Source organism: Thermus oshimai DSM 12092, from assembly GCF_000373145.1.
GTDB lineage: Bacteria > Deinococcota > Deinococci > Deinococcales > Thermaceae > Thermus > Thermus oshimai.
The window spans coordinates 118,686-141,858 of the sequence record NZ_KB890621.1 but is presented as its reverse complement, the minus strand read 5'-3'; the positions used below and the strand labels follow the sequence as shown (position 1 = coordinate 141,858).

Annotated in this window: 24 protein-coding genes and 1 pseudogene; 9 read left to right on the top strand and 16 right to left on the bottom strand. The window is 68.9% G+C overall.

The window, feature by feature from the left end; translation table 11 throughout:
* Positions 1–3 precede the first annotated feature (3 nt).
* The 14 genes and pseudogenes from B043_RS0110040 to B043_RS0109980 form a co-directional block, all read right to left on the bottom strand.
* Positions 4–516 carry an aromatic-ring-hydroxylating dioxygenase subunit beta gene (locus B043_RS0110040; protein ID WP_015065210.1) on the bottom strand — a complete coding sequence of 171 codons (513 nt, stop codon included), beginning with the start codon at positions 514–516 and terminating at the stop codon, positions 4–6.
* A 9-nt stretch (positions 517–525) separates the two neighbouring features.
* On the bottom strand, positions 526–1,848 hold the full coding sequence (locus tag B043_RS0110035; protein WP_018461902.1) for an aromatic ring-hydroxylating oxygenase subunit alpha: 1,323 nt from the start codon (positions 1,846–1,848) through the stop codon (positions 526–528).
* Between the two features lie 14 nt (positions 1,849–1,862).
* On the bottom strand, positions 1,863–2,660 hold the full coding sequence (locus B043_RS13495) for an ABC transporter ATP-binding protein (protein WP_413217813.1): 798 nt from the start codon (positions 2,658–2,660) through the stop codon (positions 1,863–1,865).
* A gap of 156 nt (positions 2,661–2,816) precedes the next feature.
* A pseudogene (locus B043_RS13490) lies at positions 2,817–3,263 on the bottom strand (ATP-binding cassette domain-containing protein); the annotation flags it as partial.
* 40 nt (positions 3,264–3,303) lie between these two features.
* On the bottom strand, positions 3,304–4,254 hold the full coding sequence (locus tag B043_RS0110025) for a branched-chain amino acid ABC transporter permease (protein ID WP_015065207.1): 951 nt from the start codon (positions 4,252–4,254) through the stop codon (positions 3,304–3,306).
* Positions 4,251–5,114, bottom strand: coding sequence for a branched-chain amino acid ABC transporter permease (locus tag B043_RS0110020; RefSeq protein WP_015065206.1), 864 nt, complete (start codon positions 5,112–5,114; stop codon positions 4,251–4,253). Before B043_RS0110020 ends, B043_RS0110025 begins: the two co-directional genes overlap by 4 nt.
* A gap of 5 nt (positions 5,115–5,119) precedes the next feature.
* Entirely contained in the window at positions 5,120–6,310 is a 1,191-nt protein-coding gene (locus tag B043_RS0110015; protein WP_018461900.1) for an ABC transporter substrate-binding protein, read from the bottom strand.
* 31 nt (positions 6,311–6,341) lie between these two features.
* Positions 6,342–8,219 (bottom strand): bifunctional sugar phosphate isomerase/epimerase/4-hydroxyphenylpyruvate dioxygenase family protein, encoded by a 1,878-nt coding sequence (locus B043_RS0110010; RefSeq protein WP_018461899.1) that lies wholly within the window; start codon positions 8,217–8,219, stop codon positions 6,342–6,344.
* 2 nt (positions 8,220–8,221) lie between these two features.
* Positions 8,222–9,187 carry a zinc-dependent alcohol dehydrogenase gene (locus B043_RS0110005; protein ID WP_018461898.1) on the bottom strand — a complete coding sequence of 322 codons (966 nt, stop codon included), beginning with the start codon at positions 9,185–9,187 and terminating at the stop codon, positions 8,222–8,224.
* Positions 9,188–10,672 carry a tripartite tricarboxylate transporter permease gene (locus B043_RS0110000; RefSeq protein WP_018461897.1) on the bottom strand — a complete coding sequence of 495 codons (1,485 nt, stop codon included), beginning with the start codon at positions 10,670–10,672 and terminating at the stop codon, positions 9,188–9,190.
* Positions 10,669–11,091: a tripartite tricarboxylate transporter TctB family protein gene (locus tag B043_RS0109995; protein WP_018461896.1), complete on the bottom strand. Its 423-nt coding sequence runs from the start codon at positions 11,089–11,091 to the stop codon at positions 10,669–10,671. The genes B043_RS0110000 and B043_RS0109995 overlap by 4 nt, the downstream gene beginning before the upstream one ends.
* A 12-nt stretch (positions 11,092–11,103) precedes the next feature.
* Entirely contained in the window at positions 11,104–12,081 is a 978-nt protein-coding gene (locus B043_RS0109990; RefSeq protein ID WP_018461895.1) for a tripartite tricarboxylate transporter substrate binding protein, read from the bottom strand.
* Between the two features lie 25 nt (positions 12,082–12,106).
* Positions 12,107–13,078 carry a catechol 2,3-dioxygenase gene (locus B043_RS0109985; RefSeq protein WP_015065199.1) on the bottom strand — a complete coding sequence of 324 codons (972 nt, stop codon included), beginning with the start codon at positions 13,076–13,078 and terminating at the stop codon, positions 12,107–12,109.
* On the bottom strand, positions 13,079–13,486 hold the full coding sequence (locus tag B043_RS0109980; protein WP_015065198.1) for a carboxymuconolactone decarboxylase family protein: 408 nt from the start codon (positions 13,484–13,486) through the stop codon (positions 13,079–13,081).
* Between the two features lie 166 nt (positions 13,487–13,652).
* Between B043_RS0109980 and B043_RS0109975 the strand changes: the two genes are divergently transcribed.
* From B043_RS0109975 to B043_RS0109935, 9 genes are read left to right on the top strand one after another with little or no spacing between them, the layout of a single operon-like run.
* On the top strand, positions 13,653–14,432 hold the full coding sequence (locus B043_RS0109975) for an IclR family transcriptional regulator (protein WP_015065446.1): 780 nt from the start codon (positions 13,653–13,655) through the stop codon (positions 14,430–14,432).
* Entirely contained in the window at positions 14,405–15,325 is a 921-nt protein-coding gene (locus B043_RS0109970) for an acetaldehyde dehydrogenase (acetylating) (RefSeq protein ID WP_018461894.1), read from the top strand. Before B043_RS0109975 ends, B043_RS0109970 begins: the two co-directional genes overlap by 28 nt.
* Positions 15,322–16,365, top strand: a complete 1,044-nt coding sequence (dmpG, locus tag B043_RS0109965; protein WP_018461893.1) for a 4-hydroxy-2-oxovalerate aldolase — start codon at positions 15,322–15,324, stop codon at positions 16,363–16,365. Before B043_RS0109970 ends, dmpG begins: the two co-directional genes overlap by 4 nt.
* 13 nt (positions 16,366–16,378) lie before the next feature.
* Positions 16,379–16,573, top strand: a complete 195-nt coding sequence (locus B043_RS0109960) for a tautomerase family protein (protein ID WP_018461892.1) — start codon at positions 16,379–16,381, stop codon at positions 16,571–16,573.
* Positions 16,570–17,274, top strand: coding sequence for a 2-keto-4-pentenoate hydratase (locus B043_RS0109955; RefSeq protein ID WP_018461891.1), 705 nt, complete (start codon positions 16,570–16,572; stop codon positions 17,272–17,274). The genes B043_RS0109960 and B043_RS0109955 overlap by 4 nt, the downstream gene beginning before the upstream one ends.
* 2 nt (positions 17,275–17,276) lie before the next feature.
* The gene (locus B043_RS0109950; RefSeq protein WP_018461890.1) at positions 17,277–18,785 is read left to right on the top strand and encodes an aldehyde dehydrogenase; all 1,509 of its coding nucleotides are present in this window, start codon (positions 17,277–17,279) and stop codon (positions 18,783–18,785) included.
* Positions 18,786–18,796: 11 nt separating this feature from the next.
* Positions 18,797–19,570, top strand: a complete 774-nt coding sequence (locus B043_RS0109945) for a 2-keto-4-pentenoate hydratase (protein ID WP_018461889.1) — start codon at positions 18,797–18,799, stop codon at positions 19,568–19,570.
* A 19-nt stretch (positions 19,571–19,589) separates the two neighbouring features.
* The gene (locus B043_RS12960) at positions 19,590–19,766 is read left to right on the top strand and encodes a hypothetical protein (protein WP_015065439.1); all 177 of its coding nucleotides are present in this window, start codon (positions 19,590–19,592) and stop codon (positions 19,764–19,766) included.
* Between the two features lie 9 nt (positions 19,767–19,775).
* Positions 19,776–20,924, top strand: coding sequence for an MFS transporter (locus B043_RS0109935; protein ID WP_018461887.1), 1,149 nt, complete (start codon positions 19,776–19,778; stop codon positions 20,922–20,924).
* A gap of 32 nt (positions 20,925–20,956) precedes the next feature.
* Here B043_RS0109935 and B043_RS0109930 read toward each other — a convergent pair whose 3' ends face one another.
* Together B043_RS0109930 and B043_RS12420 are read right to left on the bottom strand one after the other, a co-directional pair.
* Positions 20,957–21,940: a TAXI family TRAP transporter solute-binding subunit gene (locus B043_RS0109930; RefSeq protein WP_018461886.1), complete on the bottom strand. Its 984-nt coding sequence runs from the start codon at positions 21,938–21,940 to the stop codon at positions 20,957–20,959.
* Positions 21,937–23,154, bottom strand: coding sequence for an RNA-guided endonuclease InsQ/TnpB family protein (locus tag B043_RS12420; RefSeq protein ID WP_018461885.1), 1,218 nt, complete (start codon positions 23,152–23,154; stop codon positions 21,937–21,939). Before B043_RS12420 ends, B043_RS0109930 begins: the two co-directional genes overlap by 4 nt.
* Between the last annotated feature and the right edge of the window lie 19 nt (positions 23,155–23,173).

Sequence of the window (23,173 nt, the reverse complement as noted above, 5' to 3'; positions counted from 1 at the left end):
TCCCTAGAGGAAGAAGGAGAGGTTGTGGGTGGGCAGGGTGGCGCTGTCTAGGATGACGATCCGCTGGGCCAGCCGCCACCCCCCCTCCCGGCGGCGCCACACGTCCCGCCTCTCGGCGGAGAGCAGGGTGTAGTCGGGCCGGTCCCAGCGGCTACGGAAGAGGAGGAGGTTGGAGCGCACCGCCACCTCCTCCCCCCGTTCCGTCCGCACCACCTCCCCCACCCGCACGTTGGTCACGAAGTGGCGCAGGCGGGAAGGGGGGTCCTCCGCCCAGGCGAAGCCCGTTTCCAGCCTGGCCACCCGCATCTCCAAGGAGGTGCGGTCCTCGTCCAGGTGGTGCATCCCCTCCGCCACCCCGCTCAGGCCCCCCTCCGGAGGGCGCTCCCGGGTCTGGCGCACCGGCACCCGGTAGACCACCTCCTCGTCCAGAAGGTCCAGCCATTCCCGGTATCGGCCCTCGTCCAGAAGCTCCGCCTCCTTGTAGAGCACCTCCAGGATCTCCCGGGTGGGATCCATGCACACCCCCTAAGCCAAGAGCATCTCCAGGTAACGCCGGTGGAAGTTGCGCAGGTTGGCGTCCGTGAAGTTGAGCCCGTAGGCCACGCCCGGCCCCGGCCAGTTGGGGTCGGGGGCCAGGTGGAGGCCCATGCGGTAGTACAGGCGAACCCGCCCCCCTTGGGTGGAGGCGGCGTTTTGGGCCACGTGGGACCAGATCTCGGTGTCGTCCTGCTCGAAGGTCCCGGAGGAGCCGAAGAAGCGGAGGTAGGAGTGGCGGGCCTTTTCCTTGAACCACTCGGGAGCGTCCTTCTCCACCAGGCCCCAGGAGAAGATCTCGATCCGCCCCGGGCCCAGGGGATGCCAGACCCGGAAGGTGAGCATGGGCACGGGACGCGGGTACTTGTGGTCCGGGCGGCGGATGGGGTTGTGGATGGAGAAGTTGGGAAAGAGGGTGATGAGGAGGATGCGGGTTTCCTTGGCCACCTCCCACTGCTCCTTGGTGGGGTAGGAGGCCCGGGCCCGCTCCATCATCTCCTCGGGGTAGCCCCAGAAGGGGGGGAGCTGGGCCCCCGGGGGGGCCCCCACCACCATGGCCCCGTGGCCTTTTCCGGGAACGTGGATCTGCTCCCCGTACATGGCGTACTTGGCGTCCTTGGGGGCGATGCCGAGCTCGATGAGGGAACGGTGGGTCATGAGGGTGTGGTAGCTGTCGCTTATGAAGGTCTCTAGGGCCAGCTTCCAGTCCGTGGGCACCACCCAGCGCTGGGGCGGGCCCAGCACCTCGAGGCCCGCCGGGCTCCGCTTGGTGATGAGCTCCAGGTACCAGCGGATCTCCCCCAGCCATTCCTCCAAGGACGGGGCCCCGGGGTCCAGGTTGCCGAAGAGGAGGCCGTCAAAGGCCTCGAGGCGGGGCAGGGGCACCAGGCCCCACTCCTCCTTCCTCAGATCCCCCGCAAAGGCTTCCCGCTCCGCGGGCACGCCCACCAGGGCCCCGTCGTTGCGGTAGGTCCAGCCGTGGAAAGGGCAGCGGAAGTGGCTGGCGTTGCCCGCCTCCGCCCGGCAGACCCGCATCCCCCGGTGGCGGCACATGTCCAGGAAGGCCCGCACCTGCCCGTCCTCGCCCCGGACCACGATGTAGGGGTTGTTGAGGATGTAGCGGAGCACGTAGTCCCCGGGCTTGGGGATCTCGGACTCGTGGGCCAGGTACACCCAGGAGCGGCTGAAGATCCGCTCCTTTTCCAGCTCAAAGAGGTCGGGGTCGTTGAAGATCCACGCGGGCAGAAGCCCCTCCTCCACCCCCTGGGCCAGCTCCTCCAGCTTGGCCCGCACCCCATCGGAAAGCCTAAGCACCCCTCCCACCTCCTCTAGACGCCCAGGTGCTCCGCCAGAACCCGGTCCGAGGCCTCCTCCGGCCGACCGGCCCAGACGATCTCCCCGTGCTCCAGGATGTAGACCCGGTCGGCCACGGAGAGGGCCATCTGGACGTTCTGCTCGGCCAGGAGCACCGTTTCCCCTTCCGCCTTGAGGGTTTGGACCACCTCCGCCACCTGGCGGACCATGAGGGGGGAAAGCCCCTCGCTGGGCTCGTCCATGAGGACCACCTTGGGGTTGCGTAGGAGAGCCCGGGCGATGGCCACCATCTGCTGTTCCCCCCCGGAAAGGGCCCGGGAGGCCACCTGCCGCCTCTCCTTAAGCCGGGGAAAGACCTCAAAGACCCGCTCCACGGTCCAGCGGCCCCCCAGGCCCTGGGCGGCCAGGCGGAGCTCCTCCTCCACGGAAAGCCCCTCGAACATCCTGCGCCCCTGGGGCACCAGGGCCATCCCCCGGTGGGCCCGGCGGTAGGGGGGCAGGTGCCCCACCCCCTCCCCCAGGAGGAGCACCTCCCCCCCTTGCAGGGGGAGGAGCCCCATGAGGGCGGAGAGGAGGGTGGTCTTCCCCATCCCGTTCCGGCCCAGGAGGGCCACCACCTCCCCCCGGCGCACCTCCAGGTCCACCCCCTGGAGCACCCGCATGGCCCCATACCCCGCGGCCAGGCCCCGGCAGGCGAGCACCACCTCCCCGGAGGGGTCCTTCCCCCCCTCCCCCACGGCCCAGCCGCTCCCCACGTAGATCTCCTGGACCGTGGGGTCCTGGCGGATGGCCTCGGGAGGACCTTGGGCCACCACCTCCCCGTAGTGGAGCACCGTGACCTGGTGGGCGAAGCGGAGGGCGTAGTCCAGGTCGTGCTCCACCAGGAGAACGGTGATCCTGGGGTCCAGTCCTAGGATGAGGCGGCCGATCCGCTCCCGCTCCGCCCCCGAAAGGCCGGCCAAGGGCTCGTCCAGGAGGAGGACACTGGGGCGCTGGACCAGGGCCATGGCGATCTCCAGCTGGCGTTTTTCCCCGTGGGAGAGGCGGCCCGCCTCCACCCCCGCCCGCTCGGCCAGGCCCACCCCCTCCAGGACCGCGGCCACCTCCTCGTCCGGGGCCAGGGCCTTCCGCCAGGACCCCGCCTGTCCCCGGGCGGCCTCCCGGGCCAGGGCCACGTTCTCCCAGACCGAAAGTTCCGGGAAGAGGCTGGAGCGCTGGAAGGTGCGGGCCAGGCCCAGCCGGACCACCCCTTCCTGGGGCCGCCCGGTGATCTCCCTGCCCCCCAAAAGGACCCGTCCCCGGTCCGGCCTGAGCTCCCCCGCGATGACCTTAAAGAGGGTGCTCTTCCCCGCCCCGTTGGGGCCGATGACCGCCCGGCGTTCCCCCGGGGCCACCTCGAGGCTCACCCCCGCCAGGGCCAGGACCCCGCCGAAGGCCTTGTACACCCCTTCCACCTTAAGCCCGGCCACCGCCACCCCCCACGCGCTTTTCCAGAAGCACCCAAAGCCCCTCCCGGGCGTAGAGCACGCTGAGGATGAGGAGGAGCCCCACGAAAAGCCCCCAGAGGTCGGTCAAGGAGCTCACCCAGGCCTGGAGGAAGACGTAAAGCACCGCCCCGAAGGCCGCCCCCCAGAGCCCCCGCGCCCCTCCCAGGAGGACCATGACCACCAAGACCGCGGAGGTCAGCCAGAAGAGGTCGTGGGGGCTCACAAAGGAGCGGTGGAGGACCAGCCCGGCCCCCGCAAGCCCGGTGAGCCCTCCGGCCAGGGTGTAGGCGGAGAGCTTGTAGAAAAAGGTGGGCACGCCTAAGGCCCGGGCCTTCTCCTCGTTCTGGCGTATGGCCTCCAGGGTCTTGCCGTAGGGGGTGCGGAGCAGGTGGCCCAGAAACCCCAGGACGAGGAGGAGGAGGACCAGGGCCGCCCCGTGGAGGAGGACCGGGTTCAGGGCCATCCCGGAGAGGGAAAGCCCGTCGTCCCCTCCGGTGAGGGCGGTCCACTTGAAGGCTGCGGAGTAGACCATCTGGGCGAAGGCCAGGGTGAGCATCAGGACAAAGATCCCTTGGGCCCGGAACACCAAAAGGCCGGTGAGGAGGCCGTAAAGCGCGGCCACCAGGAAGGCCAGAAAAAGAGCCCCCCCCAAGGGCCAACCCGCCTTCAGGGCCAGGCCCAGGGTGTAGGCCCCGAGGCCTAAGAAGGCGGCTTGGCCCAAGGAAGCGATGCCCGCGTGGCCCATGAGGAAGCTCAGAGCAGCGGCCGCCACCCCCAGGAGGAGGCCCTCGGTGGCCAGGAAAAGGGGGTACCCCCCGAAGAAGGCCGGCAGGAGGAGGAGGGCCACCAGGCCCGCCCGGAGGCCCAGGGTCCGGAGCTGGGCCCGGGGGGTAGCCGTCTTGGAGCGCTGGGCCATCATGCCAGCCTCCTTCCCAGAAGCCCCTCCGGCTTAAGGGCCAGGACCAGGGCCATGAGGGCAAAGATGAGGAACATGGCCACCTGGGGCAGGAAGAGGCGGCCGAACCCGTCCACCAGCCCCACCAGGATGGCCCCGAAGAAGGCCCCCTCCAGGCGGCCCAGCCCGCCGATGACCACCACCATGAGGGCGAAGAGGGTCATCTGGGCGTCCATCCCCGGGGCCAGGGCGATGAGGGGGGCCCCCAGAACCCCCCCCAGGGCGGCCAGCCCCGTGCCCACCCCAAAGGTCAGGAGGCCCACCCGCTCGGGCCGGATGCCCAGGGCGCTGGCCATGGCGGGGTCGGAGGTCACGGCCCGGATCTGGACCCCAAAGGCGGTGCGGGCGAGAAGGAGGCGCACCAGGAAGAAGAGGAAGAGCCCCGTGCCGATGAGGAAGAGGGGGTACTTGGGGTAGATGAGGGGGCCCAGGAAGAGGGGGCCGGCGAGCTCGGGGGGCGGGGGGACGGAGCGCACCGCGGCCCCAAAGGCGGCCCTGAGGAGGTCGGCGATGACGAACCCCAGGCCGATGGTGAGGAGGACCTGCTCCAGCTCCCTCCCGTGGAGCCCCCGGAGGAGAACGCGCTCCAGAAGCGCCCCCAGGAGCCCTACCCCCAGGGGCACCACGAGAAGGGCCAGCCAGAAGTTCCCCCAGGCCTGGGCCAGGGCCAGCCCCAGGTAGGCCCCCAGGAGGTAAAAGGCCCCGTGGGCCAGGTTGACCACCCGGGCCACCCCGAAGATGAGGGAAAGCCCCAGGGCCAGGAGGAAGAGGAGCATCCCGAAAGCCAGGCTGTTGAGGAGTTGGGTCAGGAGAAGGAGGACCATGCCCGTCACTTTCCCGGATCGCGCACCGTGCCCAGATCGGCGATGAGCCGATTGGTGAAGAAGTTCTCCATGCGCACCACTTCCCGGACGTACACGTGCTGGGTGGCGTTGTTGGTCTCCGGGTCCATCTGGACGAAGCCTCGAGGGCTGATGATCTTGGCCGTCTTCAGGGCCTCCACCAACCGCCTGCGGTTGGAAACGTCCCCCCGGACGGTGTTGATGGCGTCCACGATGAACTGCATGGCGTCGTACCCCCGGACGGCGAAGTGGTTGGGCACCCCGCCGTACTTCCGGCGGTAGGCTTGGACGAACTCCCGGTTGGCGCTGTTGTTCAGGGTGTAGACCCAGTGGTCGCAGCTCTTGGCCCCCAAAGCCGCCTCGCCGATGGCCTCCAGAACGTTCTCGTCCGTCACCTCCCCGCTCACCGCCAAGGGGATGGCCCGGTTCAGACCGAACTGGGCGTACTGCCGGAGGAAGATCACCGCGTCGCTTCCGGAAAGCACCCCGAACACCGCGTCCGGCCTGCTGGCGGTGATGCGGGCGATGACCGCGCTGAAGTCCGTGGTCCCCAAGGGGGAGTAGACCTCGCCCACCACCTGGCCGCCGGCCTCGAGGAAGCTCTCCTTGAAGGCGGCGGTGGACTCCTTACCGAAGGCGTAATCCAGGGCCACCACGAAAACCCGCTTGCCCACGTTCCTGGCCACCCAGGCCCCCATGGGGTAGTGCTGCTGCCAGGCGCTGATGGAGGTGCGGAACACGTAGGGGCTCTTGCGGGCCCGGGTGATGTCGTTGGCCGCGGCGTTGGCCACCACCGTGGGGATCTGGCGCTCGTGGACGTAATCCCGGACCGCGTAGGCGGACGAGGAAAGGATGATCCCCGCCAGAAGGTCCACCTTGTCCTGCTCCACCAGCTTGCGCACCTTGCGCACGGCCACCGCGGGGTCGGCCTCCTCGTCCTCCTTTAGGAGCTGGATGGGCCGGCCCCCCGCCTGCCCCCCCACCTTCTCCAGGTACAGTTCCATCCCCCGGGTGATCTCCTGCCCCAGCCGGGCGAAGGGCCCGGAATAGGAGAGGACCACCCCGATGCGGATGGGCTGGCTCCCCTGCCCTAGGGCAAAGGAGAAGCGGCTGGCCGCCGCGGCCCCCAAAAGCCCGAGACCCGCCTTGATCACCTGCCTGCGCCCCAGCTTTTCCATACCTTTCCTCCCTGAGGGTTTGCCCACCATGTTACCCTCCGTCGCCCATATTGTCAACAATATTACCTACCATCTGAAGGCCCCTCTCTCCAGGCCAGGGCTGGCCCACCTGGGCCGCCAAGCGCACCGGCGTATTGGCCGCCCCAAAGTGCTCGTACCCTCCCCTCCGCTCCAAGGCCTCAAAGAAAAACCGCCCGTGGAAAGCGGGGGTGTAGAGCTGGAGGAACTCCCCGCCCCGACCGTCGGCATCGTAGAGCAGGCCGTGGGCCTCCAGCTGTTCCAAGAAGGCCGGTTCCAGGTCGAAGCGGGTGGCCAGGACCCGGTAGTAGGAGCGGGGAACCTCCAGAAGGGGAAGCCCTCGGGCGCGCATCCTTTCGGCCACCTCAAACACGTTGGGGACGGCAAAGGCCACGTGCTGGATCCCCCCTCCCCCCATGGCCCGGAGGAACCGGGTGGCCAGGGTTTCCCCCCCTTCCGCGGTGTTCAGGGGAATCCGGATCCCTCCTTTGGGGCTGTGCACGCACCGGCTGTAAAAGGCCCCGTAGGGGTCCAGGATCTCCACCACAGGCTCCAGCTCAAAGTCAAAGAGGCTCTTATAGACCAGAAGCCAGCTGTACAGCTCGGGGCGGCCCATCACGTTGGTGAAGTGGTCCACCCGGAGGTGGGCCTCGGCGGCCTCCTGGCCTTCGGGAAGGCCCAGGATGGCCTCCACCGAGCCCTCCACCAGATAGATGCGGGTCCGGCCCGGGCCCCGGAGGGCGGGCAGGGGCAACCCCCCACCCCCTAAGGGGTGGACCTCCAGGTTCAGGGCCTGGGCCCGGGCCAGAATGGGGGCCGCCCGCTGGACGCGGAACCCCACCCCACGGAAGCCCGGCACCTCCTGCGGAGCGGCCGCGCTCAGCTCCGGCTCGGCGTTGAGGACCACGCGGGCCCCCCCGCCGCGGTAGAGCCCCACCTCCAGGGCCGGATGCTTCCCCACCCGCAGGAGGCCCAGGGCTTGGAGGAGCTCGGATAGGATGCCCGCGTCCTCCTCCTCCGCAAGGAGCTCCACGAAGGCCACCTCCTCCACGGGCAGGGCCCTGGGCAGGGGGGGGACGACCCGCCCCAGCCTGTCCAGGAGGACCTTCAGGCTCCGGAGGGCGTTCTGGGCCACCTCCTGGGGCGGGGCGGCCCGGAACCACTCGTTGAAGATCTCCAGGGACAGGGGGCCCCTGTACCCCGAGGCCAGAACCGCCTCCAGGAAATCCGCCAGGGGCCAGTCCCCTTGGCCGGGGAAGGAACGGTGGTGGCGGCTTAGGGCCAGGGGGTCCATGAGGAGGTTGGGGGCATCGGAGAGCTGCACCAGGAAAACCCTTTCCCCCGGGAGCCTGGCCAGCTCCGCCACGGGGTTGCCCCGCACAAAGGCATGGAAGCTATCCAGGACAAGCCCCAGGTGGGGGTGGTCCGCCCGCCGGACCACTTCCCAGGCCTGGGGCCAGTCCCGCACGTGGCGCCCCCAGGAGAGGGCCTCGTACCCCACGCGGATCCCCCTCTGGGCGGCCCGTTCCGCCAGCTCCCGAAGCTGGGCGGCCATCCGGTCGGGGTCGCCCTCCGCAAGGGGGGAGGTGTTGGAGCAGACGTAGGTGAGGGCGATCCCCAGCTCCCCCATGAGGTCAAAGGTGCGCTCTATCCGCGCCAGCCGACGCTTTTGCACCTCAGGGGGCATGCCCTCGTAGTCCCGGATGGGCTGGAGGGCCACAAAGGAAAGGCCCAGGCTCTCCGCAAGGCGGCGGAGCTCCCTCGGGGTTCCCCTATAGGTGCAAAGATCGTCCTCGAAGATCTCCACCGCCCTAAAGCCGGCCCGGGCGATGGCCACCAGCTTTTCCTCCAAGGTGCCCCCTAGGCTGCAGGTGGCGATGGACCACTCCACGCCTACACCTCCTTGTGCTCCAGCACCACCTTGGGGACCGGGATGCGCCCTTCCAGAAGGGCCCGGAACACCTCGGGGGCCTCCTCCATGGGGTAGCGGGCCACCAGGCCCTCGGGCACCTCCGCCGTGAGGGCCGTGGCCTCGGCGAAGTCCTGGGGGGTAAAGGTGTAGCTCCCCTGCACCGTTCGTTCCCCCAGGACCAGCTCCTGGAGGGGAAGGGGGGCCTCGAGGGCGCCCAGGCCCACCGCCACCACCTTCCCCCCAGGGGCCACCGCCTTCACCACCCTCTTGAGGCTGGCCTCCGTCCCCACCGTGTCCAAGGCGGCCTCCCACTCCCCCGGCCCCTCCCCCGCGGGCAGGGCCAGGCCCAGGTCCACCAAGTGGCGCACCCGGGAGGGGTTGAGGTCCTCGAGGAACACCTCCGCCCCGGCCCGCCGGAGCAGCCAGGCCAAAAGCCCCCCTAAGGACCCGGCCCCTAGGACGAGCACCTTCCCACCCCGGAGGGGGCCCAAAAAGGACAACGCCCTCAGGGCCACCGCCAGGGGCTCGGCCAGGGCCCCCTTCCAGAGGGGGGTGCCGGGCGGTAGGGGAAAGAGCTGGCCGAGGGGGAGACGGATCCTTTCGGCAAACCCGCCCGGAAGGTGAAACCCCACGTGGCGCCGGTGGGGGCAGAGGTTGGGGCGGCCGCCCCGGCAAAGGGGGCAGGCCCCGCAGGAGAGCAGGGGATGGACGGCTACCCGTTGCCCCACCCACCCCTCGGGCCCCTCCTCCACCACCCCCGCCACCTCGTGCCCCAAGACCAGGGGGGGCCGCCAGCGGGCCCGCATGGCCGGGGTGCCTTTGTACACGCTGAGGTCGCTTCCGCAAAGGCCGCAGGCCCCAACCCGAAGGAGCACCCCTTCCCCTTCCGGAGGGTCAAGCTCCCGCCAGCGAAGCCTCCCGTAATCCTCCAGCACCAAGGCCCGCATCTAGTCCCCCGGATGGAGCCGCTCCTCCATGGCCCGAAGCCGCAGGGCCTGGCGGTAGCGAAGCAGAGGTAGGGCCACCAGAAGCCCCAGGTTCACCAGGGCCAGGAGGACGGCCAGAGGGCGCTCAAAGAAGCTAAAAAGGTTCCAGTGGGTCTTGATCATGCTGGTCATGAAGTGCTGCTCCAGAAGGGGCCCCAGGACCATACCCAGGACCACCTGGCCCAGGGGGAAGCCGCCCCGCCGGAGGACAAAGCCCAGGGCCCCCAAGGCGGCAAGGAGGTAGAGGTCGAAGGGGTTGTTGTTCACGGCGTAGGCCCCCACCGCACAAAGGGCCAGGACCACGGCCATGAGCACCTCCCGGGGCACCTGCAGGATGGCCCGGACGAGAAAGGTGCTCAGGTACCCCACCAGGGGCATGAGAAGGGCGCTGACCAGGAAAAAAGCCCCGTAGATCTGGAAGACCAAGGGGGCGTGGTTCTTAAAGAGGTCCGGGCCGGGGGTGATCCCAAAGGCCAGGAACATGCCCAGCAGGATGGCGGTGAGGGTATCCCCGGGAAGCCCCAACGCCATGGCGGGGATCCAGGCCCCCGCCACGGCGGCGTTGTTGGCGCTGGCCCCGCTCAGGACCACTTCCTCCTTCGGGGCCTTCCGCAGGCGGGCCAGGTTGCTGGTGACCCAGGCGGCGATGTCCGAGCCCGCCCCGGGCAGGAAGCCCACAAAGGTGCCCAGGAGGGAGGAGCGGAGCAAGGCCCCGCGGAACCTCCAGGCCTCGAGGAGCGGCTCCAGAAAGTAAGCCCGGAGGCTGGCGGCCAGAGGGATGGAAGGGCGTCCTGCCCCCCGCTCCTTGCGGTAAAGGTACTCCAGCACCTCGCTGACCCCAAAAAAGGCGATGAGGGCCACGATGAAGTTGATGCCCCCCAGGAGCTCGGGGCGGCCCAGGGTGAAGCGGGGATGGCCCAGGGCCGGGTCGTACCCCACCGTGGCCAGGAGCATGCCCAGCCCAAAGGCGATAAGGGCCTTGAAGACGTTGGGGGTGGCCAAGACGCCGCTGACGATGCCCAAAAGGACCAGCCAGAAGTACTCGAACGAGGAGAACTGGCGCGCCAGCCAGACCAGCCCCAGCGAACCCACGATGAGGAAGAGGAGCCCGACCAGGCTCCCCACGGCGCTGGGAAGGGCGGAAAGGCCCAGGGCCAAGGAAGGGGAGCGCTTCTGGGCCAGCTCGTGGATCTCCTCCGTGTAGGCGGCGGAGGCCGGGGTACCGGGCAGGCGCACCAGGATGGACCCGATGTCCCCCGCGAAGATGGCCGTGGCGCTGATCCCGATAAGGGCCGCCATGGCCACCTCCGGGCCCGTAAAGAGCAGGAAGGGGATGGCCAGGCTTAGGGCCAAGGTGGCGGTGAGGCCGGGAACGGCCCCGAAGAAGGCCCCGTAAAGGGAGCCGAGGAGCAGGGCTAGGAGGGTCTCGGGGCTGAAGAGGCTCACCCGTGCACCCCCAAAAGCCTCACAAAGAAGGCGTAAACGAAGGAGGCCACCACCCCCGAGGCCAGGAGCACCGCCCACCCCCTCCCCTTAAGGAGAACCCCCGCCCAAAGGGTGAGGAGGCCGGCGGTGGCCACCAGCCCCCAGGCCTTAAGGAGGAAGGGGGCCGCCCCCAGCCCCGCCAGGGCCCCCAGGACCCCTGGAAGCCAACCGGACCCCCCTCCTCCCCGGGACCATGGGCGCCCGGCCCAGAGTAGGCCCAGGCTGGAGGCCACCAGGATCCCCCCCAGCAGGCTGGGGAAAAGGGCCGGTCCGGGGTAACCCCCCTCCATCTGGGGAAGGCCCCGGGCCAGGACCAGGGCCGCCCCGCCCAGGACCAGGGCCAAAAGGGCTCCGCAGGCTTCCCAACCCCGATCGGTCATGGGACCTCCGGCCTAGAACTTGAGCTCCAAGGCCTGGACGATCTGGTTCATGGCCTGGGTCCGCTCCTGCAGGAAGGCCAGGCTGGCCTTGCGGTCCAAGTGGTTGATGACCAGGTTGGCGTTGGTCATAAACCGGACGAACTCGGGGTCCTGCACCGCCTTGGCAAAGGCCTTGTCCAGACGGTCGATCACCGAAGGCAGGGTGAACTTGGGGGCCGCGGCCATGAGGAAGGAGGCGAAGGTCCAGTCCACCCCCAGCTCCTTCAGGGTGGGGATGTCCGGGAAGGCGGGGAAGCGCCTATCGGTCATGAAGGCCAGGTAGCGGGCCTCCCCGGCCTTGACCAGGGCGCTGGCCTCCCCGATGGCCACAAAGGCCACGTTGATGCCCCCCGAGATGAGCTCCTGCAGGGCCGCGGCCGCCCCCTGAGTGGGCACCCAGGGGAGATCCGCGTCCTTGAGGCCGAGCTTCCAGAGCAGGCCCAGGCGGGCAAAATCGTAAGAGCCCCACTTGGCCGTACCCGAGGCCTTGTACCTCCCCCGGTTATTTCGCAGATCTGCTACAAATTCCTGGAAGGTCCGCCAAGGCGCATCCTTGCGCACCACAACGGCCACGGGGTTGAGGACCAGGAGGGAGATGGGCGCGAACATGTCCGCGCTGATCTTGGTCTGGGCCACCCACGGGGGAAGGACCACCTCCAGGGTGATGATGCCGATGGTGTAGCCGTCGGGGCGGGCCTGGGCGATGGCCCCGTGGCCCACCGCCCCGCCCCCACCCGTGCGGTTCACCACCTGGACAGGGACCCCCAGGTCCTTTTCCAAAACCGGGGCCAGGGCCCGGGCCGTGAGGTCGGTGGAACCGCCGGGGGACCAGGGCACGATGAGGGTGATGGGCCGGGAGGGGTAACGCTGGGCCCACCCCCTGGATCCCAAAGCCAGGACTCCGGCCAGGGTAAGACCGTCCTTCAAGAGCTTCCGCCGAACCTGGTTCATCCTTAGCCTCCTTTGCCGAGCTGCTCTAGCTTACCGGTTCGGTGGCCTTCAAGGGGGGCGTCCCGTAGGTGTAGAAGGTTTCCGGAAGCTGGCCGCCGAACCAGATGGTGCTCTTCTCCAGGTCGTTCACGTTGGTCACGTCCCAGACCACCGTCTTCCAGGTGGGGTCAAAGATCAGGTAGCCCGTGTCCCCGAAAAGCTCCACCCGGGTCCCCCCGGGCTCAAAGACGTACATGAAGTAGGCCTGGGTGGTGCCGTGCTTGCCGGGGCCGGCCTCGATGCGCACGTCGTACTCCACCAGAAGGTCGGCCAGGTCTAGGAGGTGCTGGGGGTAACCGTACCAGAAGGCGATGTGGTGGAAGCGCCCCTTGGCGCCGGTGGCGTCCCGCATAAGCCCGATCTCGTGGACCAGGGGGCTTACGGAAAGCCAGGCCCCAAGCTCCTCCCCCTCCCCCCGCACCTTCTGCTCCCGGAGCTTGAAGCCCAGGACCTCCTGGAAGAAGCGCCGGTTGGGGGTGACCTCGGAGCACAGGCAGTTCACGTGGTCCAGCCGCCGCACGGGGATGCCCCGAAGGGGCCTCTTGGAGGGGCGGTTTTTGAGCTTGCTCCGCTTCTCCGGAGGGGCCTCGTAGTAGGCCACCTCAAAGAGGAGCTCCATCCGGTGCCCGTCCGGGGTGCGGAAGCGGTAGGCGGGCCCGTGGCCCAGGTCCTCCGTCCACCCCTCCCCAAGCCCCAAGGCCTCTATGGCCCGCACCCGACGCTCCAGGGCCTCCTGGGAAGCCGTGCGCCAGGCGATGTGGCCTAAGCCCGCCTCCTTGGCCTCGGTAACCTTCAGGGTGTGGTGGTACCAGTCCTCGTAAGCCCTAAGGTAGACGGACTGGCCCTCCCGGGCGGTTTCCTCCAGGCCCAAGACCTCCGTGAAAAACCAAAGCGTGCCCTCGGGGTTGGGGGTGTAGATCTCCGCGTGCGCCAGCTGGACCACATCAAACCCTTCCATCTAAAGCCTCCCTTCCTCCTCCATGCGCAGGATCTCCTGGATGACCTCGGCCCCTCGGTTGGCCGCGGGGAGGCCCCGGAAGAGAAAGGCTAGGCCCACCACCGCGGAAAGCTCCTCGTAGGTGGCCCCCGCCCGCCGGGCGGCGATGGCGTGGAGCCGGGCGGCGTCGGACAGGTCCATGAGGAGCATGCCGAAGAGCATGAGCTGGGCCGTCTTCACGTCAAAGCAGGGGGGGTACATGAGCCGGGCCCGGAGCTCCTCCTGTAGCCTCAGGGTTTCCGGGTCCAGGCGGGCGAGGAGATCCGTCCGCGCCTGGATCCTAGGGGGGACGAAGCCGATGAGTTCCCGGTACCGGTCCCGGAGGCGCTCCAGCTCTTCCAAAGGCATCCTGAGGGGCAACTCCGCCACGCTGACCTCCTATAGCGGACCCTTGAGGGTTCAAGGCCAAGGCTAGGCCCTGTGGGGAGGGGGAGGCAAGCCGTTGGTTCGGAATAGATGAACGGACTGTTCCTTTATGATGAACCCAAGGCTCGGCACAGACCCCGCCTTTGGCTAACCTCTAAGGGAGAAGCCCATGCTCGGAACGGTGCAGAAGGTCGGCGAGGTCCTGGAACTCTTCACCCGGGAGCATCCGGAGTGGGGGGTTACGGAGGTGGCCCGGGCCCTGGGCATCCCCAAGTCCAGCGCCCATGCCCTCCTGGCCACCCTAAGCCAGATCGGCCTCCTCAAACGGGGCCGGGAGGGGCGCTACCGGCTGGGCTTCCGGGTCCTGGCCCTGGCCCACGTGCTCCTCTCCACCAGCTCCTGGCGGGAAGAGGCCAGGAAGGCCATGGAGGAGCTGGTGGCCCGCTTCGGCGAGACCACCCACCTGGCGGTGCTGGAGTGCGGCCGGGTGGTCTACGTGGAGAAGCTGGAGGGCACCCGGGCGGTGAAGGTGGCCACCACGGGGATCGGGGTGGAGCTCCCCGCCCACTGCAGCGCGGTGGGCAAGGTCCTCCTGGCCCACCGGCCCTGGGAGGAGGTCCTTAGCATCGTGGAGGCGCGGGGCCTGCCGGCCCTCACCCCCAACACCATCACCACCCTGGACGAGCTCAAGACCGAGCTCCAGGCGGTGCGGGAACGGGGGTACGCCTACGACATCGAGGAGGCCGTGCCCGAGCTCTGCTGCGTGGCCGCCCCCATCCGGGACCACACGGGGGAGGTCATCGCCGCCTTAAGCCTCTCCGTTCCCTTCTACCGCTTCCAGGAGCGCAAGGAGGAGTACCGTAGGGCCGTCCTGGAGGCCACCCGCACCGTTTCCGAACGCCTGGGCCACCTGGAGGAGGCATGGACAAGGTCAAGGTCGCGATTCTAGGCTCGGGCAACATCGGCACGGACCTCATGTACAAGCTCCTCAAGAACCCCGGGCACATGGAGCTGGTGGCCCTGGTGGGGATTGACCCCAAGTCCGAGGGCCTGGCCCGGGCTAGGGCCTTAGGCCTCGAGGCCAGCCCCGAGGGGATCGCCTACATTCTGGAACGCCCGGAGATCAAGATCGTCTTTGACGCCACCAGCGCCAAGGCCCACGTGCGCCACGCCAAGCTCCTGAGGGAGGCGGGGAAGATCGCCATCGACCTCACCCCCGCGGCCCGGGGGCCCTACGTGGTGCCCCCGGTAAACCTGAAGGAACACCTGGACAAGGACAACGTGAACCTCATCACCTGCGGCGGGCAGGCCACCATCCCCCTGGTCTACGCGGTGCACCGGGTGGCCCCCGTGCTCTACGCGGAGATGGTCTCCACCGTGGCCTCCCCCTCCGCGGGGCCCGGCACCCGGCAGAACATCGACGAGTTCACCTTCACCACCGCCCGGGGCCTCGAGGCCATCGGGGGCGCCCAGCGGGGGAAGGCCATCATCATCCTGAACCCCGCAGACCCCCCCATCCTCATGACCAACACCGTGCGGGCCATCCCCGAGGAGGAGGGGTTCGACCGGGAGGAGGTGGTGGCAAGCGTCCGGGCCATGGAGGCCGAGGTCCAGGCCTACGTCCCCGGCTACCGGCTGAAGGCGGACCCGGTGTTTGAAAAGCTCCCCACCCCCTGGGGGGAAAAGACGGTGGTCTCCATGCTCCTGGAGGTGGAGGGGGCGGGGGACTACCTGCCCCCGTACGCGGGGAACCTGGACATCATGACCGCCTCCGCCAGGCGGGTGGGGGAGGTCTTCGCCCAGCACCTCCTCGGGGTCCGGAGGGAGGAGGTGCAGGCGTGAGCTGGACCCTAAAAAGCGCCAGGCCCCCGGTGGTGGTGGACACCACCCTTAGGGACGGCTCCCACGCCCACCGCCACCAGTACACGGAAGCGGAGGTGCGGGCCATCGCCAAGGCCCTGGACGAGGCGGGGGTCTACGCCATCGAGGTGGCCCACGGGGATGGGCTTGGGGGGAGCTCCATCCAGTACGGCTTCTCCCGGGTGGACGAGATGCGCCTCATCCGGGCGGCCCGGGAGAGCGTGGCCCGGGCCAAGGTGGCGGCCCTCCTCCTCCCCGGCATCGGCACCCGCAAGGAGCTCAAGGAAGCGGTGGAGGCGGGGATTGGGATGGTGCGCATCGCCACCCAGTGCACGGAGGCGGACATCTCCGAGCAGCACTTCGGCATGGCCAAGGAGATGGGCCTCGAGGCGGTGGGCTTCCTCATGATGGCCCACATGCGCCCCCCCGAGTTCCTGGCGGAGCAGGCCCTCCTCATGGAGTCCTACGGGGCGGACGTGGTCTACATCGTGGACTCCGCCGGGGCCATGCTGCCCCAGGACGCCTACGCCCGGGTCAGGGCCCTGAAGGAGGCCTTAAGCCGGGCCAAGGTGGGCTTCCACGCCCACAACAACCTGGGCCTGGCCATGGGCAACACCCTGGCCGCCCTGGAGGCGGGGGCGGACTGGGTGGACGCCACCCTAAGGGGCTACGGGGCGGGGGCGGGGAACGCCCCCCTGGAGGTCCTGGCCGCGGTCCTGGACAAGGCGGGGCTCAACCCGGGCCTGGATGTCTTCAAGCTCCTGGACGCGGCGGAGTACGTCCTCGGGCCCATCCAGCACTTCCAGCCCTTCCCCGACCGGGACGCGGTGGCCATCGGCTACGCGGGGGTGTACTCCACCTTCCTCCTCCACGCCAAGCGCATCGGGAAGGAGCTCGGGGTGGACCCCCTGGCCATCCTCCTGGAGCTCGGGCGGCGCCAGGCGGTGGCGGGGCAGGAGGACTGGATCCTCCGGGTGGCCCTGGAGCTCAAGGAGAAGGAAGCGGGGGCGCTGGCGGACTAGAGGAGGTGGATCCGTGGTGGTGCTCAAGGTGACGCTTCTGGAGGGCCGCTCTATGGAAAAGAAACGGGAGCTGGTGAAAAGGCTCACCGAGGCCGCGGCCCGGCACCTGAAGGAACCCCAGGAGGAGATCCGGGTCATCCTCTACGAGGTTCGCCGCGACCAGTGGGCCGCCGGGGGGGTGCTCTTCAGCGACAAGGAGGGAGGATGAGCCTGAGGGAGGCGGTGCGAAAGGCGCGGGAAGAAGGAAAGCCTATCCCCGGGGGGCGGGACTGGGGGGTGGGCCTGGAGGAGGCCTACCGCATCCAGGAGGCCCTCTTCCCGGGGCCCCTCGTGGGGTACAAGCTGGGCCTGGTCTCCCCCGCCAAGCAGGCGCAGATGGGCCTAAAGAGCCCCATCTACGGCCGGGTCCACCCGGGGATGCTCCTGGAGGGGGTTCGGCTTTCCGCCTTCCTCCAGCCGCGGGCGGAGCCCGAGGTGGCCCTGGTCCTGAAGGAGGACCTGCCCCCAGGGGCACCCCCTGGGGAGGCGGGGCGGGCCATCGGCGGGTTCTTCCTGGCGGTGGACCTCCTGGACTCCGTCTGGGAGGGGTACCGCTTCACTGCGGCGGAGGTGGTGGCGGACAACGCCTCCGGGGGCGGCTTCCTCCTGGGCCTTAGGCGGATGGAGGCTCCCCCCAGGGGGAACCTGGCCCTCTACCTAAACGGCCGCCTCCTCTCCGAGGGCCCCGTGGCCGCCCTGGGGGACCCGGTGGAACGGCTCCTCTGGCTTGCGGGGACGGTGGGAGGGCTAAGGGCGGGGCAGGTGGTCTTCCTGGGAAGCCCAGCCCCCGCCGTGCCCCTCACGGAGGAAGGGACCTTGGAAGTCCATAGCGAAGCCGGGGTGATGGTGGCCCCGGTGCGGAGGGAGTAGGCATGGTGGAACCCAAACTGTACAAGGAAACGCTGGAGCGGCTGAAGGCCCTGGGCTTTCCCTTTGAACTGCCCCTCGAGGTCACCCACTACATCGGGGGGGAGTTCGTGAAGGGGGAAAACCCCTTCCCGGTGATCTACCCCGCCACGGGGGAGGTGATCGGTTCCGCCCCCGAGGGCCGGGCCAAGGAGGTGGACCTGGCGGTGGAGGCCGCCCACCGGGCCTTCCAGAGCTGGGGCAAGATGCCCCCCTCGGAGAGGCGGCCCTACCTAAGGCGCTTCGCCGAGAAGATCCGGGAGTACCGCCCGGTCTTTGAGGTGCTGGAGAGCCTGGACGTGGGCCGGCCCATCCGGGAAAACCGCCTGGGGTACGTGGACCGCATGGCCAATAACATAGAGTTCTTCGCCGACTTCGCGGTGACCCACGGCTCCGAGGCCTACCCCATGGAAAACGGCTACATCAACTACGTCCTGCGCTTCCCCGTGGGGGTGGCGGCCCTCATCACCCCCTGGAACATGCCCTCCATGCTGGCCACCTGGAAGATCGGCCCCACCCTGGCCTTCGGGAACACCGCGGTGCTGAAACCCGCGGAGTTCACCCCCTTGGGGGCCTGGCTCCTCGCCCGGTGCGCCCACGAGGCGGGCCTGCCCCCCGGGGTCTTCAACGTGGTCCACGGCTTCGGGCCGGACTCCGCGGGGGAGCTCCTCACCAAGCACCCCCTGGTGCGGCTCATCTCCTTCACCGGGGAGACGACCACGGGGCGGATCATCCTGAAAAACGCCGCGGATACCCTCAAGCGCACCTCCATGGAGCTTGGGGGCAAGGCGGCCAACCTCATCTTCGCCAGCGCAGACCTGGACCGGGCGGTGGAGGTGACGGTGCGGGCGGCCTTCTTCAACCAAGGGGAGGTGTGCCTGGCGGGCTCGAGGCTCCTGGTGGAGCGCCCGGTCTACGAGCCCTTTGTGGAAAAGCTGGTGGCCGCGGCCCGGGCCCTGAGGATCGGGGACCCCCTGGACCCCGAGACCCAGATGGGGGCCCTCATCGCCGAGGAGCACCTGGAGAAGGTCATGGGCTACGTGGAGCACGCCAAGCGGGTGGCCACGGTCCTCACCGGCGGGAAGCGGCCCGACCTTCCCCACCCCCTGGACAAGGGCTACTTTCTAGAGCCCACGGTGGTGGTGGACGTGGCCCCCTCGGACAAGGTCTGCCAGGAGGAGATCTTCGGCCCCATGGTAGCGGTCCTTCCCTTTGACACCGAGGAGGAGGCCATCGCCCTGGCCAACAACACCCCTTACGGCCTGAACGCCATCGTCCAGACCCGGGACGTGGGCCAGGCGGTGCGGGTCTCCGCCGCCCTGGAGGTGGGCACGGTCTGGGTGAACGATTGGTTCGTGCGGGACCTGAGGGTGCCCTTCGGTGGGGCCAAGCAGTCCGGCATCGGCCGCGAGGGGGGGCACTACGGGTACGAGTTCTACTACGAAACGAAGAACGTCTGCATCGCGAACCGCTAGAGGGGTGGACCTTGACCGAAGCCTTTGCCGAGGAGCTGGAACGGGCCTGGCGGGAGGGGAAGCCCATAGAGCCCCTCTCGGAGCGGGGCCTTAGGGGCCTCGAGGCCGCCTACCGGGTGCAGGAGGCCTGGAACGCCCTGCGCCTGAGGGCGGGGGACCGGGTGGTGGGGCGGAAGATCGGCCTCACCTCCAAGGCGGTGCAGCAGCAGCTCGGGGTGGACCAGCCGGACTTCGGGAACCTCTGGGAAAGCCGCTTCTTCGGCCAGGGGGTGCGCCTCGAGGCCTCAAGCGACCCCTTCCTCCAGCCCCGGGTGGAGGGGGAGCTGGCCTTCCTCATCGGCAAGCCCATCCAGGGCCCCCACGCCACGCCCCAGGAGGTCCTGGCCAAGACGGAGGCCCTGGCCTTCGCCCTGGAGATCGTGGACTCCCGCATCCGGGACTGGAGGATCCGCCTGGAGGACACCGTGGCCGACAACGCCTCCTTTGGGGGCTTCGTCCTCCTCCCCTGGGAGAGGAAGCTCCTGGAGGAGGACCTCTCCACCCTGGGCCTGGCCCTCTACAAGAACGGGGAACTCCAGGTCCAGGGCACGGGGGCGGCCTGCCTGGGCCACCCGGCGCGGGCGGTGGCCTGGCTGGCCAACACCCTCTCGGGCTTTGGCCTGAGGCTGGAGCCGGGGGACATCGTCCTCTCCGGGGCCTGGGCGCCGGTGGTGCCCGTGGGTCCGGGGGACCTGGTCCACCTCACGGCCACGGGGGGAAGGGCCCTGGCCCTGCGCTTTTCTTGAAGCCCCTGGGGGAGGGCGCATGCCGTTGCTGGAGGTCATCCTGGTGGGCGAGGGGGAACGGGAGGTAAGGGCCTTCGTGGAGGAGGCCCACCGCATCTTCAAGGAGGTGCTGGGCACCCCGGAGGGGCGGCTCAGGGTGGCGGTCTACCCCTTGCCGGACCCCTTGGAGGAGGCAGAAGGGCCGGGCGAGGGGTAGGCTTTTCCCGTGAGCCCGCGCCTTCTCGCCCTCCTCCTGGGGGTTCTGGTATCCACGGTCAACGAAAGCGCCCTGGCCCCCGCCCTGCCCTTCCTGGCGCGGGACCTGGGGATCTCTGCCGGGGAGGCCCAGGGGGTGGTGACCGCGGGGCTTCTGGGGGCGGCCTTGGCCTACCTGCCCCTTACCTTTCTTTCGGGGCGGGTGGGGGCGGGGCGGGTGTACCGGACGGGCCTCCTCCTCCAGGCCCTCCTGGGCTTCCTCCTCTTCCTCTTCCCCTCCCCCACGGCCCTCTACGCCCTCCGCTTCCTCCAGGGCCTGGCCACCGCGGGGGTGGTGGGGCTCGTCCCGGGCCTGGCGGCGAGCCTCTACCCCGGACGGCGGGGGTACGCCCTGGGCTGGGTGGCCAGCACCGTGGCCGCGGGCACCCTTCTCGGCCCCGCCCTGGGGGGGCTCCTCACGGGGGCCTTGGGGTGGCGGTGGGTTTTCCTCCTTCCCCTGCCCTTCGGCCTTTTGGCCTTGGCCCAAAGTGGGGGCCTGCCCGAGCTTCCCCCCCAAGGGGGGGACCTGGGGCGGCTTTTCCGGGCTAGGGCTTTTCTTCGGGCCCTCCTGGCCACCGCCCTTTACTTCGCCCACACCCTGGGCACCACCCTGGCCCTGGCCTTCTTCCTCTCGGGGGAGGGCCTGGGGCCGGAGGCGGTGGGGGGGTTTCTCCTCCTCTCCCCTTTTCAGCTCCTCCTCCTCGGGGCCTGGGCCGGGCGGACGGCGGACCGGGCGGGCTACGCCCGGGTGGTGCGCCTGGGAGGGGTCCTCCTGGTGCTGGGCGGGGCCCTCCTCGCCTTCCTGGCCCTTCTAAGCCCCCTTCCGGGGGCGGTCTTGGGCCTGGTCCTCCTGGGGGTAGGGCGGGCCCTCTTCCAGGCGGCCAACAACGCCCAGGTGCTGGGCCTGGCCCCCAAGGGGGAGGAGGCCCTGGCCTCGGGGGCCCTCTCCGTGGCCCGGGTGCTGGGGCAGGGCCTAGGGGGCTTCCTGGCGGGGGTGGGCCTCGAGGCCCTAAACCCCCTAGGCCACCGCCTGGCCTTCGCCCTGGTGGTCCTCTCCTTAAGCGGGCTCATGGGGGTGGGCCTCCTCCTGCAGCGGGAAGCGGATAAGAAACTTGCTTAGGAAGGGCTCCCCAAGAAAAGGGTCTGGCAAGCCTACCGCCACACCCCCCGCTCGCGGAAGTAGCGCACGGCCCCCTCGTGGTAGGGCACCTTCCCGCCCCGGGAACGGACCGCGTTCTCCAAGGTGGTGTCCCGGGCCGGGGCCACGGCGGTGTGCAGGAGGGAAAGGTTCTCAAAGACCGCCTTCACCATGGCGTAGGCCACCTCCTCGGGAAGGCTCTCTGGGCATACGAAGACGTTCCAGAAGGTCAGGGTGGGGGTGTCGTAGCGGGTGTTGTACACGCTCTTGGGAATCGTCCCCGTGTCCACCACCCCCGGGAAGCGCGCCTTCAGCATCTGCACCGGCGTGCTCTGGGGAGGAAGGGGCACCAGGAAGAGGCGCTTCCCCTTCCGGGCCAGGCTCCCCGAGAGCTCCACCAGGCTCCCCGTGGGGAGCCCCCCGGACCAGAAGAAGGCGTCCAGGTTGCCCTCGGAGAGCATCTGGGCGCTCTCCGCCACCCGGACCCGCTCCCATTTCCCGAAGTGGACCCGGGGGTCAAAGCCGGGGATGGCCGCGGCCATGAGGATGCGGGCCTCGTACTCGATGATCCCGCCGGGGACCTCCGTGGAGACCCGCTTGCCCTTCAGGTCCTGGAGGACGCGGATCCCGCTGTCCTCCGTGGTCACCACGTGGAAGTAGTTGGGGTACATGGTGAAGAGGATGCGCACCGGCGCGGGCTTGCCCTGGAAGCGCTCCTCCCCCTGGAAGGCCAGGAGGACCGCGTCGGGCAAGGCGGTGCCGCAGTAGTAGAGGCCCCGCGCGGGGTCCGTGCGGTCCCGGAGGAGGAGAAGGTTCTCCATGGAGCCCCCCGACTGCATGGCCTGGGCCTGCACGGCCCCGCCCTTGTTCAGAATCTCGGCGATGGCGGTGCCGTAGTAGAAGTAGACCCCGCCCACGCCCCCTGTGCCGATGACCACCTGGGGCTTCTGGGCCAGCGCCCCACCCAAAAGAGCACCCAAGAGGAGCCAGCGCCTCATCCCTCACCTCCGATGAGGGGCAGTGTGACGACTCCCCGTTGTGACGACTCCTCGTTCTTTAGAACGGGGCTTCGCGGTTCTAGGGGTACGGATTTATCCGTACCCATCCCCGCAGGCTCCGTCCGAGCCTTAGCCAGGATATTTAGTGCAGCAGCCACGTCCCGGTGCTGGGGGGCGCCGCACCGGGGGCAGGTGTACTCCCGCACCCAGAGAGGGCGTTTTTCCCTGTGGCCGCACACCGGACAGTCCTGGCTGGTGTGCTTGGGGTCTACCCCGACGACCCGCCTACCAGCCTCCTCCGCTTTGTAGGCGAGGATTTTAAGAAACTGCCCCCAGCCCGCATCCAGCACCCCCTTGGCCGTGCGACTGCGGGCCAGGCCGATGACGTTCAGGTCTTCGTGGACGATGGTGCCGTACCGGTTGACAAGCCTCCTCGCTATTTTGTGGTGGAAGTCCTTACGCTGATTGGCGATTTTTCGGTGCAATTTAGCCACTCGTCGTTGAGCTTTACGACGGCGATTGCTACCGGGCTTTTTCCTGGACAAACTGCGTTGAGCGCTGGCAAGTTTTGCCTGAGCCTTCTGAAGGTATCTAGGAGCTTCAATCATCTCCCCGTCTGAGGTAACGAGGAAGTTGGGGTTGGTGCCCAAATCAATCCCCACCGCTTTGTCGCTTTCCGGAAGTGGTCGGGGTTCAACTTCGCAGACAAAGATGATATACCATTGATCTCCTTCTCGTTTTACCGTTGCCGTCTTGATCTCCCCCTCCAGGGGGCGGTGCATCTTGAGCTTGACGGAGCCAACGCCGTGGATGAGGACCCGCTTGCCCCCCTCCTGGAGTTTTACCCCGGTAGTCCCGGCCTGGGGGAAGGTGAACGAGTCGTAGCGCGCCTCCCCCTTGAAGCGGGGGTAGCCCGCTTTCCCTCTCTGTTTGACCCGCCGGAAGAAGCCTTGGAAGGCTTTGTCCACCCGTTCGATGACGTTCTGCAAGACCTGGGAATGAATGCGCCTGTACTCCGGCAAGTCGGCCCGTATCTCCGGCAACCCCCTCTTTTGTTCGTAGAAGTTTACCGTCTTGCCTGCCTTGCGGTAGGCGTCTCTACGCTCCTGCAAGGCCGCGTTGTAGAGGCGGCGGCACAGCGCAAGGGTGCGCTCCAGGTCTTTGCGCTGGGGCTGGGTGGGATACAGGCGGTACTTGAACGCCTTCCTCGTCATGGAGCGTGCAGTACGCTCT